Annotated in this window: 16 protein-coding genes and 1 pseudogene; 5 read left to right on the forward strand and 12 right to left on the reverse strand. The window is 40.6% G+C overall.

What is annotated here, in order from left to right; translation table 11 throughout:
• Window positions 1–310 precede the first annotated feature (310 nt).
• The gene (locus PXH59_RS05875) at window positions 311–1,198 is read right to left on the reverse strand and encodes a dimethyl sulfoxide reductase anchor subunit family protein (protein WP_285810790.1); all 888 of its coding nucleotides are present in this window, start codon (window positions 1,196–1,198) and stop codon (window positions 311–313) included.
• 264 nt (window positions 1,199–1,462) lie between these two features.
• Here PXH59_RS05875 and fnr point away from each other — a divergent pair, with 264 nt between their 5' ends.
• Both fnr and uspE read left to right on the forward strand, forming a co-directional pair.
• On the forward strand, window positions 1,463–2,218 hold the full coding sequence (fnr, locus tag PXH59_RS05880; protein ID WP_285810792.1) for a fumarate/nitrate reduction transcriptional regulator Fnr: 756 nt from the start codon (window positions 1,463–1,465) through the stop codon (window positions 2,216–2,218).
• 126 nt (window positions 2,219–2,344) lie between these two features.
• Entirely contained in the window at window positions 2,345–3,289 is a 945-nt protein-coding gene (gene uspE / locus PXH59_RS05885) for a universal stress protein UspE (protein WP_285810793.1), read from the forward strand.
• A 79-nt stretch (window positions 3,290–3,368) separates the two neighbouring features.
• Here the strand turns inward: uspE and PXH59_RS05890 are convergent, their stop codons facing one another.
• The 5 genes and pseudogenes from PXH59_RS05890 to PXH59_RS05910 all read right to left on the reverse strand — a co-directional run bounded on the left by PXH59_RS05890 (window position 3,369) and on the right by PXH59_RS05910 (window position 8,480).
• Window positions 3,369–4,235, reverse strand: coding sequence for a 2OG-Fe(II)-dependent halogenase WelO5 family protein (locus PXH59_RS05890; RefSeq protein WP_285810794.1), 867 nt, complete (start codon window positions 4,233–4,235; stop codon window positions 3,369–3,371).
• A gap of 39 nt (window positions 4,236–4,274) precedes the next feature.
• Window positions 4,275–5,291, reverse strand: a pseudogene (locus PXH59_RS05895) (fatty acid desaturase family protein).
• Window positions 5,292–5,346: 55 nt separating this feature from the next.
• Window positions 5,347–6,438 carry an amidinotransferase gene (locus tag PXH59_RS05900; RefSeq protein ID WP_285810795.1) on the reverse strand — a complete coding sequence of 364 codons (1,092 nt, stop codon included), beginning with the start codon at window positions 6,436–6,438 and terminating at the stop codon, window positions 5,347–5,349.
• A gap of 173 nt (window positions 6,439–6,611) precedes the next feature.
• A complete protein-coding gene (locus tag PXH59_RS05905; protein WP_285810796.1) occupies window positions 6,612–7,469 on the reverse strand; it encodes a DMT family transporter in 858 nt (285 codons plus the stop codon).
• A gap of 93 nt (window positions 7,470–7,562) precedes the next feature.
• Window positions 7,563–8,480 carry a tyrosine-type recombinase/integrase gene (locus tag PXH59_RS05910; RefSeq protein ID WP_285811658.1) on the reverse strand — a complete coding sequence of 306 codons (918 nt, stop codon included), beginning with the start codon at window positions 8,478–8,480 and terminating at the stop codon, window positions 7,563–7,565.
• A gap of 551 nt (window positions 8,481–9,031) precedes the next feature.
• On the opposite strand from PXH59_RS05910, the gene PXH59_RS05915 reads away from it, so the two are divergent.
• Window positions 9,032–10,696 carry a cyclic peptide export ABC transporter gene (locus PXH59_RS05915; RefSeq protein ID WP_285810797.1) on the forward strand — a complete coding sequence of 555 codons (1,665 nt, stop codon included), beginning with the start codon at window positions 9,032–9,034 and terminating at the stop codon, window positions 10,694–10,696.
• A gap of 10 nt (window positions 10,697–10,706) precedes the next feature.
• Here PXH59_RS05915 and PXH59_RS05920 read toward each other — a convergent pair whose 3' ends face one another.
• The 4 genes from PXH59_RS05920 to PXH59_RS05935 are packed head-to-tail and all read right to left on the reverse strand — an operon-like array spanning window position 10,707 to window position 15,290.
• Window positions 10,707–11,942: an HlyD family secretion protein gene (locus PXH59_RS05920; protein WP_285810798.1), complete on the reverse strand. Its 1,236-nt coding sequence runs from the start codon at window positions 11,940–11,942 to the stop codon at window positions 10,707–10,709.
• Window positions 11,935–13,371 (reverse strand): TolC family protein, encoded by a 1,437-nt coding sequence (locus PXH59_RS05925; protein WP_285810799.1) that lies wholly within the window; start codon window positions 13,369–13,371, stop codon window positions 11,935–11,937. Before PXH59_RS05925 ends, PXH59_RS05920 begins: the two co-directional genes overlap by 8 nt.
• Window positions 13,364–14,560, reverse strand: coding sequence for an ABC transporter permease (locus tag PXH59_RS05930; RefSeq protein WP_285810800.1), 1,197 nt, complete (start codon window positions 14,558–14,560; stop codon window positions 13,364–13,366). The genes PXH59_RS05925 and PXH59_RS05930 overlap by 8 nt, the downstream gene beginning before the upstream one ends.
• Window positions 14,553–15,290: an ABC transporter ATP-binding protein gene (locus PXH59_RS05935; protein WP_285810801.1), complete on the reverse strand. Its 738-nt coding sequence runs from the start codon at window positions 15,288–15,290 to the stop codon at window positions 14,553–14,555. Before PXH59_RS05935 ends, PXH59_RS05930 begins: the two co-directional genes overlap by 8 nt.
• A gap of 306 nt (window positions 15,291–15,596) precedes the next feature.
• Between PXH59_RS05935 and PXH59_RS05940 the strand changes: the two genes are divergently transcribed.
• Entirely contained in the window at window positions 15,597–15,869 is a 273-nt protein-coding gene (locus tag PXH59_RS05940; protein ID WP_285810802.1) for an LCI fold-containing protein, read from the forward strand.
• A 293-nt stretch (window positions 15,870–16,162) separates the two neighbouring features.
• Window positions 16,163–16,426: a hypothetical protein gene (locus tag PXH59_RS05945; RefSeq protein ID WP_285810803.1), complete on the forward strand. Its 264-nt coding sequence runs from the start codon at window positions 16,163–16,165 to the stop codon at window positions 16,424–16,426.
• A gap of 224 nt (window positions 16,427–16,650) precedes the next feature.
• On the opposite strand, the gene pntB is transcribed toward PXH59_RS05945, so the two are convergent.
• Both pntB and pntA read right to left on the reverse strand, forming a co-directional pair.
• Window positions 16,651–18,039, reverse strand: coding sequence for a Re/Si-specific NAD(P)(+) transhydrogenase subunit beta (gene pntB / locus PXH59_RS05950; RefSeq protein WP_285811660.1), 1,389 nt, complete (start codon window positions 18,037–18,039; stop codon window positions 16,651–16,653).
• A gap of 25 nt (window positions 18,040–18,064) precedes the next feature.
• Window positions 18,065–19,600 carry a Re/Si-specific NAD(P)(+) transhydrogenase subunit alpha gene (gene pntA, locus PXH59_RS05955; RefSeq protein ID WP_285810804.1) on the reverse strand — a complete coding sequence of 512 codons (1,536 nt, stop codon included), beginning with the start codon at window positions 19,598–19,600 and terminating at the stop codon, window positions 18,065–18,067.
• Window positions 19,601–19,700: the final 100 nt, after the last annotated feature.

The raw sequence follows: 19,700 nt of genomic DNA on the forward strand, positions 1-19,700 counted from the left end.
TCACAACGGTTGCATAAAAAGCATTCTGCAATATTATATCGAATAAATCTATTTTATATGGATATAAAACATAATTCTTATAATATTAATAATAAGTTAATAATTAACTTTAATTTTGTGCGCTACCACAAAGAAATGAAAATAATCCCATTTAGTATTTCGCTGAAAATATTTCTATTGAAATTATAAATTGAGTCACTTTAATGCAAAATGCAAACCGTGACGTTGTCACAGTTTGCATTTTGTCGAAAGGAGAGTGAAAAGAGTTAGGGTAATCAATTGAAATAGTATGAATTATCTATCATACGTTTCACATAATAAAAAATGTATATTGATTGATTACTTCAGCAACAAACATGATGATTGCTCCAATGATAATATAATAGTTACTATTAATCAATGAGTTATCCTTTGTTTTCCAGAGGGAGTAAGTCCAGATTACCATTGCAATAATATACAAACACCATGAAAGCATTCTTAATCCGAAGGCGCTTTTGATATTGAATTCAGCTTGATGTGGAAAAATAACATTATCATTAACGATTGTGATTTCCGATAGCCACTCCATATAGGCGGGTTGCTCAATCAGCCGTATGGTAACGCTGATGAAAACAACCAGCAAAGCGGCCATCACTAATTTGATCGGCAATATTCCTCGAAGGTATTTTCCTAATGGATAGTAAATAAATAACAGCGCCAATGCAGGCCCTAATGTAAATACTGCACTATAGAATAAAAAATAGGTGTTAATGTTTGCCCAAGTAATCATGGCGCTATTAGCATAAATAATTGCCATATAATAAAGGTCAATTAAACCAATAACCCCAATTGCCAGCATAATATAAACATATGCGCGTTTTGTAATCACAAAAAAAAGTGTATATAAGACCAGCAAACCAAAATAGATGACAGCAAAAAATATTTCTATGTTTACCCATTCATGTATTATGTTTTGCAATGTGTGATAAACACTAAATGGGTATTCTATAATGTTCAAAGAAGCAACTAACCCTATCCCAGCCAATGCGCTACTGACTAGTAATGTTCTTAGTAATATTTTTTGCACTAAAATAGTCACTGAATGTTGCCATGTGTTTAACTCATGCCTAATCCAGTAAGTATAAAGCCCGCTCATCAATACAAGCCCCACTGAACTCTGTACTATCATTGTAAATGCAATTAATGACCATTCACTCATGCCACAACCCTATTCTATCTATCTGTAACCAAATAACATCATCAACGCGTATTATATCCATATATAATTAATTAAATTTCAGTTTTATCAAAATATTATCTTGAGTGGCTAAAATTTTACACAAGTTAAACGTTAATACAAAAAAAATTTATTTTTCCACTAGTGATGATAAATACTACGATTAATGGCAGTATCTTGCCCTTATCAGAGCAACCTAAATGTGTTAAATTTACACATATCAATCACTTCTAATGAGCATTTCCTATGATCCAGGAAAAACGTATTATTCGTCGGATTCAATCTGGTGGTTGTGCAATCCACTGTCAGGATTGTAGCATTAGCCAGCTTTGTATTCCTTTCACCTTAAATGAACATGAACTTGATCAGCTTGATAACATTATTGAGCGTAAGAAACCTATCCAGAAAGGGCAAACGTTATTTAAGGCCGGTGATGCATTAAAATCACTCTACGCCATCCGCTCTGGGACCATCAAAAGCTATACCATTACCGAAGAAGGCGATGAACAAATTACAGGTTTCCACCTTGCTGGTGATTTAGTTGGATTTGACGCCATCATTAATACTGAACATCCAAGCTTTGCCCAAGCTTTGGAAACGTCAATGGTATGTGAAATCCCATTTGAAACGCTGGATGACCTTTCTGGAAAAATGCCTAATCTCCGCCAGCAAATGATGCGTTTGATGAGTGGAGAAATCAAAGGTGACCAGGAAATGATCCTGCTGCTTTCCAAAAAGAACGCAGAAGAGAGATTGGCTGCTTTTATTTACAACCTGTCACGCCGCTTTTCACAACGCGGCTTCTCACCGCGTGAATTCCGCCTTACCATGACACGCGGTGACATTGGTAATTACTTGGGGCTGACTGTTGAGACAATTAGTCGCCTACTTGGCCGCTTCCAGAAAAATGGAATTTTAGCGGTCAAAGGTAAGTATATTGCGATCGAAGATATGAATAAATTGACTGTGTTGGCTGGCAAGTCCCCAGCTAATGTATCCTGAGTTAGTTAAAATTTAGGCCAGATCACTATATTTTGCTGATCTGGCTTACTCTTATCCTGTTATAGTTGTTTATATTGGTTTATTTTCTGTACGAAAGAGGCATTCAGACTCTGCGAGGAACTCAATATGGCAAACTACCAAAACCTCTTGGTTGCAATTGACCCTAATCAGGATGATCAGCCCGCATTAAGGCGTGCAGTCTATATCGTGCAACGCAGTGGCGGGCAGATTAAAGCGTTTTTACCTATTTATGACTTTTCATATGAAATGACCACTTTACTTTCTCCGGAAGAAAGAAATGCTATGCGAAAAGGTGTCATAGGCCAACGAGTCGCCTGGATAAAACAGCAAGCCCATTACTACCTTGAATCAGGCATTGATATTGAGATCAAAGTGGTTTGGCATAATCGTCCTTATGAAGCCATCATCCAAGAAGTTATTACTGGAAATCACGACTTATTATTGAAAATGGCACATCAACATTCCCGACTGGAATCGATGATTTTTACCCCACTTGACTGGCATCTGTTACGTAAGTGCCCTTGCCCAGTCTGGATGGTAAAAGATCAAGTATGGCCAGAAAATGGTTCTGCTGTTGTTGCTGTCAATTTATCTAATGAAGAACCTTACCATAATGAATTGAATCTGAAATTGGTGCATGAGACACAAGAACTTGCCCATCGAATTGTAAAAGACCCTCTGATCCATCTGGTTAGCGCTTATCCAGTAGCACCTTTAAATATTGCAACTGAATTGCCTGACTTTGATCCTAATGTGTATAACCAGGCATTACGTGGTCAACATTTAATCGCCATGAAAGAGCTAAGACAAAAATTTTATATTGATGAGCAGCAAACTCACGTTCATGAGGGTATACCGGAAAAAGTCATCCCTGAAATATGTGATGAACTTAATGCGGGTGTGGTTGTTTTAGGTATTCTTGGTCGAACGGGTTTATCAGCCGCGTTTCTTGGCAATACTGCCGAACATGTCGTCGATCGACTAAGATGTGATTTGCTAGCTATAAAGCCTGATGGTTTTGTTTGCCCAATCAAAATAGATGTAGAGTAACGTGCTTAGTCGTTGATAGATTGCCCGACTTTCATTTCGGGCAATCTCACGTTTTATCATCAACAATATTTTTCAGAACTTATGTCCACCAAATAATATCACCATCTTCGTGACGTCCCATAAAGCATGTAATGAGTAGCCGCTTTTCCTGCAATTGATTGGCATTTCCAGTTAAAACTGCATGTATCAAATTGCCATTGAGTAGGATCAAATCCCCTGGTGCTATATCAATGACCATACTCTCATGTTCTTCGAGTAGATCTGTAGGATAAGGAAAACCACTGTGGGTGAGTCCAAGAGCAGAACGTGATTCCATATCAGGGTTAATATTCCACACTTTCAATTGCCCGCCCCCTTGTGGAACTTCCGCATAAAAATTGACTGCCATGACACGCTTGATACTCTGAATCTCAAAATCATTTTGTCGAGGATCGCCAAGTTGAGCTAAATCATCGTGAGGTAATAATAAAAACTCCCCTGAATTATTCCAATAGACTGCTTTGACATCACCAGCCGGCATTCCTTGATACATGGCTGGACGAACCTGTAATAAGTTTTCTGACTGCGAATCATTTAATTGCGCTATAAAATATGCTTGAGGATTAAGCGTCCCCTGAAAAAGTTGAGTAATTGCTGGACGAAAATATTCAACCTCTTTGAAATACGCAAGCGTTGTTTTTTCTATGTGAGAAGCACCAAGGAAATACCCTTCTATACCATCTATCCCGTCACCATATCGAGGTTTTCTTGCTGTAGATGACCAAAAATTATCAATGATTTTTTGTCGTTGTTCCCACGATAAGAAATCACGGACTCGACATGCTGCAAGATGACCATCCAGAAGAGCATCAACAGCTCTTTTTTCTATGCGGCCTTCAGTTTCATGTATAACAAATTCTGATTCTTCCAGCTTCACTCCTGTGAGTGATAAATTTTTGTGCGTCATGACTATTCCTTCAATATATTGAATCATATTTCGTTTAATTTATTTTTGGATTCTTTCTTTTATATCTTGAGTTTTATATAACATTTTTCGTTTCCTATGCAAAAAGCCTACAATTGCAGGAACGGGACTTACTATTCTCTCCTGTTCTTTAAATTTAGAATCATATCTTTCCCGCAATTTAGGCAGAAAACTCCAGTGTGTGCTACCTGAAATATGGTGTTCTTGATGGTGACCATCATTAAAAGTTAATAAATTGTACAATTTACCATAATAACTGACTGAATTGGAGAATTGATTTTCTGGATTTGCTCCATAATGTTCATAATAGTTTTGAATATTAACCAAAATAAAAGAGACTAATAATGACGGCAAATAACAAAGCAATGTCCATTGTCAAGATAAGGTAAAGAAAAAAACCAGTCCAACAAACATAGCAAGCCGATCCAAACGCAGTTGGATAAGTTCTTTCTTCTTATTAGCCTCAATTTTTGAAATTAATTTTTCAAATCCATGATCATATTGACTGAAAGGCTTTCTCCATGAAAATATTGCCCATAACGTATGAGGGATGATTTTATAAAGGGTATTTAGCCCGCCTAAAATAGCATAATTCAATAATGTATTATGTTTCCCATCTTTACCACCCAAAAATGTTGACGAACCATCCTTAATAGGATCACCATTATCATTATGATATTTATGGTGATTTCTGACATGTGTAAATTGATAAGCTTGGATTGATTGCCCTATATTGATAGAGTTGAGCATAGAAACGAAACCATTCATAGTTGGCGATATAAACCATGGAGTATGACTAAAAAAATGTGAAATGACTATAATATTGTATGTGGTTATAAATGAAAGAATAGCCATATTAAATAGCCAATTTGAAATTGAAAAATCACTCCAATATGACGATAGCACTATACTTATAATAATATTTAACAAGCTAAAAATAAACATGATGGAATCTTTAGTGGAATATTTCAATATTTTCATATTTACCTCATTTTTAAAATTGCAATAGTAAATACACTTTAAAGTTAATATTTTCATTATGTAATCATATAATGATTAACTTTGCCAGATATTCACTATTAATGATTTTTTATTAAAAATAAGATTGCAAACTTCCTCGGCGTCTGACATCTAATGTTGCACAATGGAAAGATCCACCGAAGCTGTTGAAATTCCTGAAATTACATGGAATAGGTGTGAACCCCCAACGTTTCATTGCGTCTATCATGGGTTCATCTTGCTTTTCTACGATCACTCGATTTTCATCCAACATTAGTATATTCATATTAATCCATTTACTGGTCATATATAAAGGATGGGAATCTGGAATAATCGGTTTTGGTGCATGCAATACATCCCAGCCTTTAAATAACCCTGGAATTTCCGATACCTTATCAGGATTAATCAGTAACTTCCCTGGTGCAATAGGAACAAAAGTTGTGTCAATATGCATTGGGTTTGGATCATCAAATTCAAAAACATGTATACGATATTCATCTCCAATATGTCTTCTTAGCCATTCAATTCCAAAATCATTTGTTACATGACTTTTCTGAGCAATTATATCTCTGCCACAACGATAAAAATCAGCCGCGTCAAAAGTGGGTTCAAACTCTGTTACTGCAAGAACAACTTTCTGTTGTTCTATACTCTCTTTCTCCCAATTAAAATTATATTGTTCATCAGTCAATTGCGGTTTAGGGGCAGCGCTCCATTTAGCTCCAGCCTTAAAATATTCTTTCAGCAAAGATTTATAGGCTGACGTTTCAAAATAACGAGAACGCCATGCCAGCGGGCATTCGATAATATTATCACCAATAACAAAAAGTATATCCCTAGGCATGGCACAATATAATCCTGTACTTGCCCATCCTGGTGCACCGAATACTTGTGATTGATCTTGGGTATCGGGACGACGAACTTTGACTCCTTCATTTGTAAGAATATTAACAAATTCCTCTAACTCTCTAGAAGCTGCTTCAATACGTTCTTTAGGAAAAGAACGTCCCGCATTCCGTTGGAAATTAATGACCTGATCATCTGGTAATACAGGTTCCAGTGCCATATGCCATGTAGGAAATCTGGCACCATCAACAAGACCAACAATCACTTCTTCAAGTGGATCCCACTCGGTAAATGCATTGACGGGTGACTTAGGTGATTCTAAATGAGATAATTTTTTCATGTTGCCCCCATTTTGTTATTTAATGTTATTCATTATCCTCGCCTGTTGAGATTAATCAGATTTTAAAAATTAGCAACTCTGGTGATCTTTAGTTATTTTATTATTGTCAGACTACAAAATAATAATCCATATAAATCACAAGTATTTTAGCTATTTGAATTTATTAATTTTATTTATCTTTTTTCACGAAAAACCATAGCCAAACCGGCTATTATCGCGAACATACCAACGATACTTAAAATAGATAACGCATTACCTAAAAATAAGTAATCCATTATTGCTGTTACTCCCGGAACAAGGTAAAACAAACTAGTGACATTAACTAAATTACCAGCTCTTATAAGTCTATAAAGTAATAATTGAGCTACTACAGAAATCACTAAGCCAAGCCATAATGCAGGTACAATAAAACCGATGACAGGTTCAATATGGAAAGGTTTGAAAGGTATAAATAACAGGCAAAGCAATAAACTGACACCATATTGTAATGGTAATACTTCAGAGGGAGCTTGCTGGATTTGTTTCTGAAAGATGGCTCCGATGCTCATACAAGCCAGAGCCGCTAAAGCAAAAAAAGTTCCTGAAAAGGAAAACTTTGTCAAAACCAACCCTTGAAATACAACAAGCATTAATCCGATGAACGACAGAGATAATCCTATTAAACGGCGAGCTGTGAAATTTCTTTCCATCACCCAAAGTGTAATAATCGGCTGAATTCCCATTACCGTAGCCAAGATGCCGGGGGTTATTCCATTTTCTAACGCCAGAAAATAAAAAATCGAATATCCTCCAATGATTAGTAACCCAACCGCAGCAATTTTATTCCTGCTTCCAGAAGCTGGAAGGAAATGTTTTTTGAACATGCAGAGTGCTAACAAAAATAGAAATGCAATCGCAAAACGCACCGTCAAAATAGCAAAAGAAGAACTATGATCCAGTCCCCAACGAGAAAAGATTGCGCCACTACTCCATAATAAAACGAAAAGGGAAGTTGAACCGTAAGCACTCCAAAGTGTTGTTTTTGAGGTCATACAAATACACCTGTCATTGTTATTTAAGAAAGGTAAAAATATGTCGAATAATATTTGATCGCAAAAATAGAGCAAGATAGCGGCCCTTTCCTGTCAAAAATTCAGATTTCTGGCGGCGTTTCTTAGACGTTCATCTCCACGGCGATCATACTTTTGGGTTGTAGTGATGCTTGAATGCCCCATTGCATCTTTGACAGTCACGATATCTTCACCATTATCCAGCATGGCTGATGCAAAAGTTCTGCGCAGATCATGCGGGGCAAATTTTTCCAATCCGCTTTCTATTCTGCGTGTCTCAAGGATGTGATAGATGGCTTGATCTGATAAACGATTATCAGTGACATCATCATGACGACGAATTCGGGTAAAAAGCGGGCCGGAGTGATCTCCACGCACTTCATCCACCCAACGATTTAAACGTTCCCATGTTCCTTCCGGCATATAGGACAACCGCTCTTTATTACCTTTTCCCATCACTCTTAATGCCTGCTCACGACGAATAATGTGCTTCATATCGAGTGAAACAATCTCTGAACGACGAAGCCCGCACCCCACAAGCACACCAATGATAGCTGCGTCACGTAACCCTTTTGTGCTGATATCATTTTCGCAGGTAAAGAATAAAGTTTTTATTTCATAACGTTCAAGTGCTCTGCCTTTCGGCAGTCTATTTCCTCTGACAGATCGCACCTGTTTTATATGTTGAAAATTGTCGGTGTCGAGTTGTTTCATTGTCCATGCTTCCAATGCAACTCCTTTCAAGGCGGCGAGATAAGTATTAATTGTTGCAGGGGCTTTACCCGAATCTGAAAGCATTTCCATAATGGCTTGAACATGATGGCGACGAAGTGCATGCCAGGTACAATCCTGCACATTTTGATATCCCAACATTTTTGCCACGATATCCAGAAAAGATTTCATGGTTTGGCGACTGCGTTTTGATCCAAGACTGACAAGATAAGCAATGGCGGGATTGTCATATATCTGTCCTCCCGTTGCTGATAGCGACATCAGCATACCCTGTTCTTGTTGATGATCGTTCGGCACAATCAATAATTGTTTATCACCGTTATTTTCATGATCGAACGGAACTGACATTTCCATTTCCCTATTCCTGATGGTTTGTTTTTTGTGCAGATTAGCTGCGACTTGGTCGTTACGCTCTGTAAAAATTAGGGCTTATCCCCCACGTCATCTTATTCAATAAGTCTTACTTTTTCAAATGTATCTTTTAATAAGTAGATGAATGACGATAAAAATACGCCAAACATAGCGTATCGTAACACATTGAATTTATTGGATATTTACTTACAATGATTAGCAATGACCCTGGAAAGGGTTTCGACTGGCTTGCTTTATGACGTTATCACTTATTTTATCTGATACGTTTTAGGGAAATTTGGTTTATGTTAATAATTATAATGTATTTAAGGTGCGTTGAGGATACGTCATGAAACAGAGTGATACAATGCCGTTATCCTAGCCAGCCTTATGGGACAATCGCTTTCGCCAGAAAGGATAAATACTTTGGCTAGTAACCTACATAATTTATGGACCCATAAATGAACATATCGACAATAAAACAACCTGCTCATCAAATTTTATTCTCACTTTTGTTCCGTTCACGCTGGGCACTTACCATTGCTGTCCTTGCCAGTATCGCCAATGGCATTTCCAGTGTTTCTTTGATTACATTAATTAATAGAGCAGTGACAATCCCCAGCGAAAATTACTCTTCATTCGCTTGGTCTTTCGGTATCCTGGCTGTGCTGGCTATTACCTGTCGCATTTTGAGTGGCGTGATTTTCGCTAAATTAAGCCAGAACACAATAGCGAAGATGCGCCAACTTATTTCAGAGCGCGTTGTTCGTGCCCCCTTTCGTCAGATTGAGCTACTTGGTACTTCTCGGGGGCAGTCCATTATTACTGATGATACAACTAATGTATCAATATTATTCTTCACCTTGCCCAATATCATAATGCAGGGAGCGATCGTACTAGGCTGCCTCGGTTATCTGGCCTGGTTATCCTGGCCTGTATTCTCTTTAGCATTGGCTGTAGTCATCATTGGTTCACTCGGTTATAGTCTTGGCGGCGCCAGAGCGATCTCTTCATTCAAAGCAGCAGGCAAGGCACAAGATCGTCTTTTCAATCACTTCAACGCCTTATTTTCTGGAGCAAAAGAGTTGAAGTTGCATTTCTCACGCGCCCAGTCTTTTTTTACCCGCTCACTTAGCAGTGAAATTGATGCGGTACGCCAGCATCGTACTCGTGCTTTTAGTGTTTATGCTTTTGGCTCTGGCTGGATCCTCTTCTTATTTTATGTGTTCTTAGGCGTAGTGATATTCGCCCCGACTGTGATGCCATCTCTTGGAACAACGACTTTGGCTGGCTATTTGATTGTTTTTCTGTTTATGCTGATGCCCCTGGATGGGCTGTTAAACAGTATTCCAACACTGAATGTCGCTCGTGTGTCGCTGCACCGCATTGGAAATGTACTTGCTGAATTGAATGAGCAAGATCACTTTGGTCAGCAAATCTCTGCTAACGAATTTGGTGAAGTTCACTCACTACACCTGTCTGGCCTTACCCACAACTATTATCGGGAGAGAGAGGATGAAGTATTCCAACTCGGTCCCATTGATATGGAACTTAAAAGAGGAGAAATTACTTTTCTGATCGGTGGTAATGGCAGTGGTAAGACGACACTCGCCAAGCTTTTAGTCGGTCTCTATGCACCTGAAAGTGGCGTCATTACCGTTGATGGACATGTCATTACTGACAGCAACAGAGCAAACTACCGACAATTATTCTCAGCGATTTTTTCTGATTTCCACCTTTTCGAAACTTTGGTCGGTCTGAGTGACTCAGATTCAACGCTGGATGCGCGTGCTAACGCGTTACTCGCTAAACTACATTTAGATCACAAGGTAAAGATTGAGCACGGTTGTTTCTCGACCCGTGATTTGTCACTGGGACAACGGAAACGTCTTGCCTTAGTGGTTGCTTATTTGGAAGACCGGCCATTTTACTTGTTTGATGAATGGGCGGCTGATCAAGACCCACTGTTTAAGACGGTATTCTATCAGGAATTATTGCCCGAATTAGCCGCACGTGGTAAAGCCGTGCTGGCGATTACACACGACGATCGTTTTTTCCACTTGGCTGACCATTGTATCAAGCTGGAAAATGGCCGACTTCTTGTCAAAGATGAGACCGTACTGTAAGGCTGGATAATCAGCGTGGCAATGCGATAAATCCCTCTTCCAGCCCATGAATTTCTATCCCTTCCGGCATAGCCTCACCAACAGTGACCAGGCGGGATATAGCCTGACTGTTGAAATCCGGACGCCAGTTTACGGTTAATTGTTCATTGCTGGCTCGAATTAGTGCTGCTTCTGGTATCACCATTCCCTGTTCATTGCGATAAATAACAATATTGACTTTGGCACTCATTCCGGGCCTGATGGGATAGCCCTGATTCAGGGATGAAGTCACTTTAATCACAACATCATAATAAATCGCTGAACCTGATTTATCCGTACTCACGCTTTGCATCGCAATGGTTTCAATTTCGCCATCCAGAGAGTGCTCAGAAAATCCCTCCCCACTAATTTTTACTGCCTGCCCTTCTTTGAGTTTGGCGAGATCGGTTTCTTCGACCTGCGCCAGTACCTGATATTGGGTTGTGTCCATAATTTCCAGTAAAGGCATTCCTTCTGTCACCCGAACGCCTGTCTGAATCGTTAAGAGCTTCTTACTTTCTCCCTGTGTTGCCCTAAGCACAACACCCGAAAATGGCGCTTTGATTTCTTTATGTAGATATTGTTCTTGTAGCGCCTGATAGCGGCTTGTTGCATTTTGCAGCTCCATTTCTGCAACACGGACGTTGTCAATGTTTCCTTTTTGTCGAATGGATGCAAGATCGTCCTGTACTGAAGCAAGTTCCGTGAGTTGTCGGCGAAGTTGCTGCTGGAGAGTTTCCACTTCCATTTTTGGCACGATACCCCGTGAAAACAGAGCCTGGGTTTTGGCGAGATTATTTTTCAGTTCCATAACCATATGGTTTGCATTTTCGACGTTTCTTCTGGCTCGGATAACTTCTTGGCTATTCTCCCAGTCATGCAATTGGTCAACGACTGATGAGGCTTTGATCATCTCAACTTGCGCTTGCCGAAGATCAATATCAATCTTTCGGGTATCAAGCATAACTAATGTCTGGCCTGCTTTCACCCACTGTCCTTCTTTGGCCAAAACGTGTTTGATAATGGCATCAAATGGCGCGGGTATAGTTTCAAGACGTGCAGATTGTAGATGGCCGACCAGGCCAATCCGTTTTTCTATAACAGTTTGTTTTACCTCAATCCATTGTGCTGACTCCTGAGCTGGCGATTGCTTTAAGGATAAAAAGGTAAAAAAGCAAGCCACCACAATAAATATGCCAGCGATGACCCATCGATAACGTTTAATCATTGAGTGTTATCTCCCAGCTTTCCAGTGTAGTACCAAGAATTTGATCCAGTTCAGCCTGAGCATTGAGATAGTGAATCAGCGTATTCAGGCGTGCATTTTCGGCATTTCTTAGGTCGGTTTCAAAACTCAGAACCTGAAAGTTGCTGGATCGGCCAGCCTGTAACTTTTCCTGTTCAATATTGAGTTTCTTTTGAGAAAGTGAACTGGCTTTTATCGCCAGTTGATATTCCTGCCAGCGTGATTCTGTATCACGGATTGCATTAATGACTTTTTGTTCCAAATGTGCTTTTTCCTCCTCCAGGCGTAAGGCTTGCTTTTGGACATTGACTTTCGCCTGAACTTCTGCTTGTTTCTGAGTCATATCACCAATTGGAATATCCAATTTTATACCCACAAAATTTTCCCAGTTCCGGGTTTCAGAAGTTGAACGATCCTGAGATGCACCGCCAACCAGTGATAAATCCCAGAGCCGGTTATTTCGGGCCTGCAATAATTGAATATCGGCGGTTTTTGCAGAAAGTAATTGAATAAGGTAATCAGGCTGCTGGGCTTGTGCCTTGGCAATTGATTGTTCAATATGCAGACTGATCTGCACTCCTTTTAGCGTATCTGTCGCATAGATGGGAGTTTTATGGTTTAGGGCAAGTAACTTAAGTAATGCCAGCCTTGTGGAATGCACATTGTTTTCCGCCTCTTTGGCCGAAAGCTCCTGCATTGCCAAATCAGCCTGTGTTTGTATGATATCGGTCTGGGCCATTCTGCCTGCATCAATTAACTCTTTGTTAATTTCAACTAATTTCCGCATACGCTTCAGGGAAGCGACAGATAATGATTGTTGCTCCTGCGCACGGAGTAATGCATGGTATGCGAAAATTATTTGCGTGATTGAATCGGAAATCGTCGCTTTTAAATTCAACCGATTGGTTTGCTCCTGGAGTTTAGCCAGTAAAATCGGGGCATTGTTAACATCGGTTCCTGCTCCCCGTAAGAGAGGCTGTACTACAGTAATACTTGCGCCATCATTATGAAAATTGTTTACCCCGGCTCTCGTGTTCTCGCGCGTCCAGGAAAGAGTGAAACGCGTTCCCAACGGAGTGAGCAGTGTGGCATTCGGAGAAAGGTTGGTTTTCCTGAAGTTTTCATCCTGATTTTTACCCGCAATGTAACGCCCACTTAGCTGTAGTTTTGGTGTAAATCGATCTTCTGCCACCCGTAAGTCAAATTTCTGGGCAATACGATCCAGATAAACACTACGGATTGCGTAGTTATTCCTTAAACCAAGCGATATCGCATCACTCAATGACAAGCCGATAGCCTCTTCTGAGGCTTCCCGACGCAGACTGTAACCCTGTTCAGATGCAGAAAGCCCTGTTTGGAGAAAAAGGAAAAACAAGCTCAGAGAGCCATAAAGGAAATATTTTTTAATCATCACGTAATGCCTGTACGGGTTCCATTTGAGAGGCTTTATGTGCGGGATAAAAACCGGAGATAAGTCCCGCCATGACAGAACTACCTATCCCTAAAGGAATAGATAAAGGGGCTAAAGAAAATGACCAGCCAGAATAACGGACAAAAAGAAAGGAGACGATAACCCCTGTCAATGTACCAAGAATGGCACCGGCTAAAGTCAGTGCCGCCGCTTCATACAAAAAAAGACGCCGGATATCCTGCGTTCTTGCACCTAACGCCATACGTAACCCGATCTCTTTTCGGCGGGCGGAAACGTTCATCAGCATCACATTTGAAATGGCAATACCGCCGGTAAGCAGTGAAATGCCCGCCAACCCGATCAACATAAACGAAAAGGTTTTGCTTTGTTCTGTCTGCCCTTTCAGTAGTTGCTGGGCTACCCGAACGTCAATATCAACCGCCGGAAACTTGCGCTTGAGCAACGCCAATAACTCCTTCGCATCGGTTTCTGTGGTTGCGGTTGTTATGGTGCGAGCGATGATGCCATTCAAATCGGTATTGGGTGAGATTTTTCGCATGGCATTGATAGGCACAATCACCACCGAATCCAGCGAAAAAGGAAAGATAGGGTTTTGCCCTTTTATAGCGAAAATACCAATCACGGTGTATAAATAGTTACCAAGCTGAATCTGCTTACCAAGTAGACGGGATGGCTTCTTTTCACCAAGGGTAACAGCAACTTCATTGCCAATGACCACATAAGGCGAATGTTGATCATAATCAGAGATAAAACGGCCATAACGAAGCCGCAATTGCATGACTTCCCTAAGTTCCGCAGAGGAGCCTATCATGGTAAAGGTTTCTGTTTTCCCGTTATAGCGCCCGGGCGAAGGATAATAGATCCAGGGGGCGGCGGAAGATAAACCCGGAATAGCGGTTGTCAGATCGGCCATAGTAATTGACTGACTATTAATCCCATGCTCATAGGAATACAAATCTGCTGTAATGACGTTGATATCAAGCCCGCTGAACATCTTCAACGCAGCCAGTGTCGCGTTATGTCCGGTATTAACAAATGCCACAACAGATGCGCAACCAATAGCGATACCCGATAAAGCCAGCAGAGTACTTCTCCCCGTTGCCATTAAGTTCCGCCAGGCTTCTCGCCAGATCATTAATACCGACATGCCATAGTTGCTATCATGCATGTATTGTCATCCCTCTGGTTTCATGCAATTGACCGTCAACGATACGTAACTCCCGCTGCATATGGTTCGCAACTATAGCATCGTGGGTTATTACGACCAGCGTCATCGCTTTGTCTGTATGAAGAGAAGAAAGTAGCAATAAAATTTCTTCTGCGGTTTGGCGATCCAAATTGCCGGTAGGTTCATCAGCCAGCAGTAACGAGGGTTCTCCGGCCAATGCCCGGGCGAGCGCTACCCGTTGTCGCTGCCCGCCGGATAAGTCTGCCGGATAGTGAGCAGCACGATGTGAGAGACCAACTAAATGCAGTTTTTCTCTGGCAATTTTATGGGCCTGCGAAGCAGAAATACCGCGGTAAAGAAGTGGCAAAGCGACGTTCTCTGTGGCTGTTATTCCGGCTAACAACTGGAAATTTTGAAAAACAAAGCCAATTTCTTTATTGCGCATTCTGGCTCGGAGGTCAGCATCGGCGGTTGACATATCAACGCCGCAAAGAAAATATTCACCGGAGGTGGGTTTATCCAGCAAGCCAAGGATATTTAATAATGTACTTTTACCTGAACCCGATGTTCCGACAATAGCACAGCTCTGACCGGCATAAATTTGTGCAGTAATGTTTTTTAGAACGGCTATTTGATTCTTTTCACCCTGTTGATAAATATGGGTTAACCGTTGCATATTGATAACAGGTGATATTGGTATTGTGGGATGAATCGAATTTATAGTATCCATTATTTTTATAATATCCTCTCTCTTTAATATCTACCAATCTTAAACCAATATTGTTATGGTGAATTGCGTTGTAATTATAAATATATTATTTTCCCTCTATGAATAATAGCCAAATCATTGTTGTTCATAAATTATGATAATAGAGGTTGCATTTCTAATCCAGAATATAAAAATACAGTCATTTTCTAAATTTTAAAATTGCAACATCGGCAGGTGTTGATTTAGATTTAGCGTGCGTTATCAAATAGAAATTTATAAGTAGTGTATTTAAGTTTTAAATTCTAAAACTATTACAGGAGAATGTTTATGTTTAAGAAACTATTAACAATTGGGGCGTTAGCAGCAGGTATTGCATTAACTGGAGGAATTGGGACTGCATCGGCAGAAGGAAGGTCTTACTCTTGTGAAGGCACGTGGATTCAAGATCAGGTTCCTGTAGGGAATAGTATGTGGGTTGTCAATCCTTATAGAAATTTTGCCAATTCATTTGAAAAATACGGAAAAAAATGGTATTTCCATGGGCCAATTTATTCTTGTGATGGTGAGAAATGGGCCGGCCATTATAGAAGTAGTAATTAAATCAGATAAAATTTAACATAAGCGTATTTTTCATAACAATGGCAATCCTCGTTGTAAATAACGAGGATTGCCATGAGTACTGAAAGTGAATTCTATTAATAATAGAAATTATATAGTTTGCCTCATAAATTATGGCAATAGAGATCAGGTTTATGATCAGAAATTAAATATATAGATATATTATAAATTTTGCATAGTCAGATAATGATTTGTATTTAGCGTGCGTTATCAAATAAAACCTTATAAAAGAATGTTTAAGTTTAAAACTCTAATGCTATTACAGGAGAATATTTATGTTCAAGAAATTATTGGCTGTTGGCACATTAACTGCAGCATTATTTGGAGGAATTGGGACTGCATCGGCAGAAGGAAGATCTTACTCTTGTGAAGGCACGTGGATTCAAGATCAGGTTCCTGTGGGGAATAGTATGTGGGTTGTCAATCCTTATAGAGATTTTACATATTCATTTGAAAAATACGGGAAAAAATGGATTTTTTATGGCCCAATTTATTCTTGTGATGGTGAAAAATGGGCTGGTCACTATAGAAGTGAATAGGTAAATAAGGTAAAAAATTCCCAAAAGGAAAATGGATGGCATTTCAACAATCCTGCTATGGTGGCGGAAAGACAAACATTGGAGCCAGATACTCCAGCAATTTTGGTAGCTGAGTAGAATTAATATTCTGTCGTATTCTTTGGAATATATATAAAAGAACTTCGCGTTATAACGCGAAGTTCTTAGGATCTTGAAGTTGTCTGAGTTGTCTGATATCCATGCAGCTATAAAGCCCGAAGGATGGCACCTACACTTTCTTTCGCATCACCAAACAACATTTGTGTATTGTCTTTAAAGAATAATGGATTTTGTACTCCGGCATATCCCGTATTCATCGAACGTTTAAACACGATGACATTTTGTGCTTTCCAGACTTCCAACACCGGCATACCCGCAATAGGGCTTGAAGGATCTTCCTGGGCGGCTGGGTTTACCGTGTCATTGGCGCCTATAACTAAAACCGTATCTGTTTCAGCAAAATCGTCATTAATTTCATCCATTTCTAAGACAATATCATAAGGAACTTTAGCTTCGGCAAGTAGTACGTTCATATGGCCTGGCAACCGCCCCGCAACCGGATGAATGCCAAAGCGAACATTGATGCCCTTCTCACGTAATTTCGCTGTAATGTCATGCACAGGATATTGTGCTTGAGCCACGGCCATACCATAACCTGGGGTAATGATGACCGAAGTGGAATTTCTCAACAGTTCAGCGACGTCTTCCGCAGTTGTTTCCCGATACTCTCCCAGATCTTGTTCATCGCCGGAAGAATGGCCATCAGTACCGAAACCACCCGCGATGACGCTGATAAAGGAACGATTCATCGCCTTACACATAATATAAGAAAGGATTGCCCCCGAAGAGCCGACTAATGCCCCTGTGACTATCAGCAAATCATTGCTCAGCATAAAACCGGCTGCGGCAGCCGCCCAGCCTGAATATGAGTTCAGCATGGAAATAACGACCGGCATATCTGCCCCACCAATTGAGGCAACCAGATGCCAGCCAAAAGCGAGTGCGATAACGGTCATTACCAGTAAAGTGAAAACTTGCAGGCCAACAGTGTCTGTTTTGATAAAGGTGAACATTAAGGCCAAAGATACGATCAAGGCTGCCAGATTAAGTTTGTGTCGGTGTGGCAACATCAATGGCCTGGAAGAGATTTTTCCCCGTAATTTACCAAATGCGACAACCGAACCAGTAAAGGTTACGGCACCAATAAATACCCCAAGGAAAACTTCTGTCAGATGTATGTTTTCCATAATGGAGCTGGCAAAATTATCATGGGTGATAAAACTATTGAACCCAACCAGCACTGCCGCCAATCCGACAAAACTGTGCAGGATAGCCACCAATTCTGGCATTTCAGTCATCTCCACTTTTTTGGCGAGACGAATGCCAATAACCGCACCGATGACCATCGCTAAAATAATCCAGCCAACTTTACCTGTATCAGGCCCTAATATCGTGGCAATCAGCGCAATCGTCATCCCAACGATACCCAAAATGTTACCGCGTCTGGAGCTTTCGTGGCGGGAAAGCCCGGCAAGGCTGAAAATAAACAAAATGGCGGCAACAATATAGGCTGCTGTCACTATTCCGTTCGATATTACTCCGTTCGACATAAGTTACCCCTTATCCTTTACGAAACATTTTCAGCATACGTTGAGTGACCGTAAAGCCACCGAAAATATTGATGCTGGCAATTAACACCGCAATGAATGAGAAGAAACTCACCCACCCCCCTTCACCAATTTGCAGTACGGCACCAACCACAATGATCCCGGAAATCGCATTGGTGACGGACATTAATGGTGTGTGCAATGAGTGACTGACATTCCAGACAACGTAATAACCCACCACACAGGACAAGGCAAAAACAGTAAAATGAGATAAGAATTCTTTCGGCGCAACATGTGCTAACCAGCCATACAGGATTATCACTAGTGCGAGTGCGCCATATTTCAGCCACGGAGATTTCGGCTTTTCTGCTGGTTTCTCCTCTTTTTTTACTGGCGTCGATTTGGCAGTTACTGGTTGGGCTGAAACCTGGATAGGGGGCGCTGGCCATGTGATTTCACCTTCTTTAATGACGGTGACGCCACGTACAACGACATCATCAAAATCAATGGTGATTTCTCCATTTTTTTCTTTGCACAGGAGTTTCAGCAAATTGACCAGATTTGAACCATAAAGTTGTGATGATTGGGTCGGCAACCGGCTGGGTAAATCTGTATAGCCGATAATTTTCACCCCGTTTTCTGTCATAACAATTTGATTGGCTTGCGTATATTCACAGTTGCCGCCATTTTGAGCAGCCAGATCGACAATCACGCTGCCCGGTTTCATGGAATCAACCATTTCTTTTGTGATTAGCCGTGGTGCCGGTTTCCCCGGAATCAATGCCGTTGTAACGATAATATCGACCTCTTTTGCTTGTGCAGCAAACAAGGCCATTTCTGCTTTGATAAAAGATTCTGACATCACTTTTGCATAACCGTCACCACTGCCCGCTTCTTCTTTGAAATTTAATTCCAAGAATTCAGCTCCCATGCTTTGTACTTGTTCCTTGACTTCTGGACGTGTATCAAAAGCACGGACAATTGCACCAAGGCTACCGGCTGCACCAATTGCCGCTAATCCGGCAACCCCTGCACCAATGATCATAACCTTTGCTGGTGGTATTTTGCCTGCCGCTGTAATTTGCCCCGTGAAAAAACGACCAAATTCATGAGCGGATTCAACAATAGCACGATAACCCGCAATATTTGCCATTGAGCTTAGGGCATCTAACGACTGTGCGCGGGAAATTCGAGGAACGGCGTCCATAGCAAAAACAGTAACCTTACGTTCGGCTAATTTTGCCATTAATGCCGGATTTTGCGCTGGCCAAATAAAACTAATCAGCGCAGCACCTTCTTTCATTAAGGCAATTTCATCATCTTCAGGGGCGTTTACTTTTAAAATGATATCTGATTGCCAAACTTGGTGGGCTTCTGCTATATCAGCCCCTGCTTTTTGGTAAGCAACATCGCCAAAACTGGCAAGTTGCCCTGCTCCTGTCTCAACTGTGACGTTAAATCCCAATTTCTGCAATTGCTCCACGGTTGATGGTGTGGCAGCAACGCGCGCTTCATTGGAAAGTCGCTCTTTTGGTACACCAATACGCATAATGTTTCCTTCTTTAAGAATGAAATATTGCTGATTATTACCTTGTTGATGCCTATTTAACGATTAGATTGGCTTTATTGCTGCTATCAGCAAAATCTAT

This window comes from Xenorhabdus bakwenae, assembly GCF_030272115.1.
Lineage (GTDB): Bacteria > Pseudomonadota > Gammaproteobacteria > Enterobacterales > Enterobacteriaceae > Xenorhabdus > Xenorhabdus bakwenae.

Excerpts from the sequence above, each read along its gene's own strand:
- PXH59_RS05875 (WP_285810790.1), bottom strand. The coding sequence starts at position 1,198 with ATGAGTGAATGGTCATTAATTGCATTTACAATGATAGTACAGAGTTCA.
- fnr (WP_285810792.1), top strand. The coding sequence starts at position 1,463 with ATGATCCAGGAAAAACGTATTATTCGTCGGATTCAATCTGGTGGTTGT.
- uspE (WP_285810793.1), top strand. The coding sequence starts at position 2,345 with ATGGCAAACTACCAAAACCTCTTGGTTGCAATTGACCCTAATCAGGAT.
- PXH59_RS05890 (WP_285810794.1), bottom strand. The coding sequence starts at position 4,235 with ATGACGCACAAAAATTTATCACTCACAGGAGTGAAGCTGGAAGAATCA.
- PXH59_RS05900 (WP_285810795.1), bottom strand. The coding sequence starts at position 6,438 with ATGAAAAAATTATCTCATTTAGAATCACCTAAGTCACCCGTCAATGCA.
- PXH59_RS05905 (WP_285810796.1), bottom strand. The coding sequence starts at position 7,469 with ATGACCTCAAAAACAACACTTTGGAGTGCTTACGGTTCAACTTCCCTT.
- PXH59_RS05910 (WP_285811658.1), bottom strand. The coding sequence starts at position 8,480 with ATGTCGCTATCAGCAACGGGAGGACAGATATATGACAATCCCGCCATT.
- PXH59_RS05915 (WP_285810797.1), top strand. The coding sequence starts at position 9,032 with ATGAACATATCGACAATAAAACAACCTGCTCATCAAATTTTATTCTCA.
- PXH59_RS05920 (WP_285810798.1), bottom strand. The coding sequence starts at position 11,942 with ATGATTAAACGTTATCGATGGGTCATCGCTGGCATATTTATTGTGGTG.
- PXH59_RS05925 (WP_285810799.1), bottom strand. The coding sequence starts at position 13,371 with ATGATTAAAAAATATTTCCTTTATGGCTCTCTGAGCTTGTTTTTCCTT.
- PXH59_RS05930 (WP_285810800.1), bottom strand. The coding sequence starts at position 14,560 with ATGCATGATAGCAACTATGGCATGTCGGTATTAATGATCTGGCGAGAA.
- PXH59_RS05935 (WP_285810801.1), bottom strand. The coding sequence starts at position 15,290 with ATGGATACTATAAATTCGATTCATCCCACAATACCAATATCACCTGTT.
- PXH59_RS05940 (WP_285810802.1), top strand. The coding sequence starts at position 15,597 with ATGTTTAAGAAACTATTAACAATTGGGGCGTTAGCAGCAGGTATTGCA.
- PXH59_RS05945 (WP_285810803.1), top strand. The coding sequence starts at position 16,163 with ATGTTCAAGAAATTATTGGCTGTTGGCACATTAACTGCAGCATTATTT.
- pntA (WP_285810804.1), bottom strand. The coding sequence starts at position 19,600 with ATGCGTATTGGTGTACCAAAAGAGCGACTTTCCAATGAAGCGCGCGTT.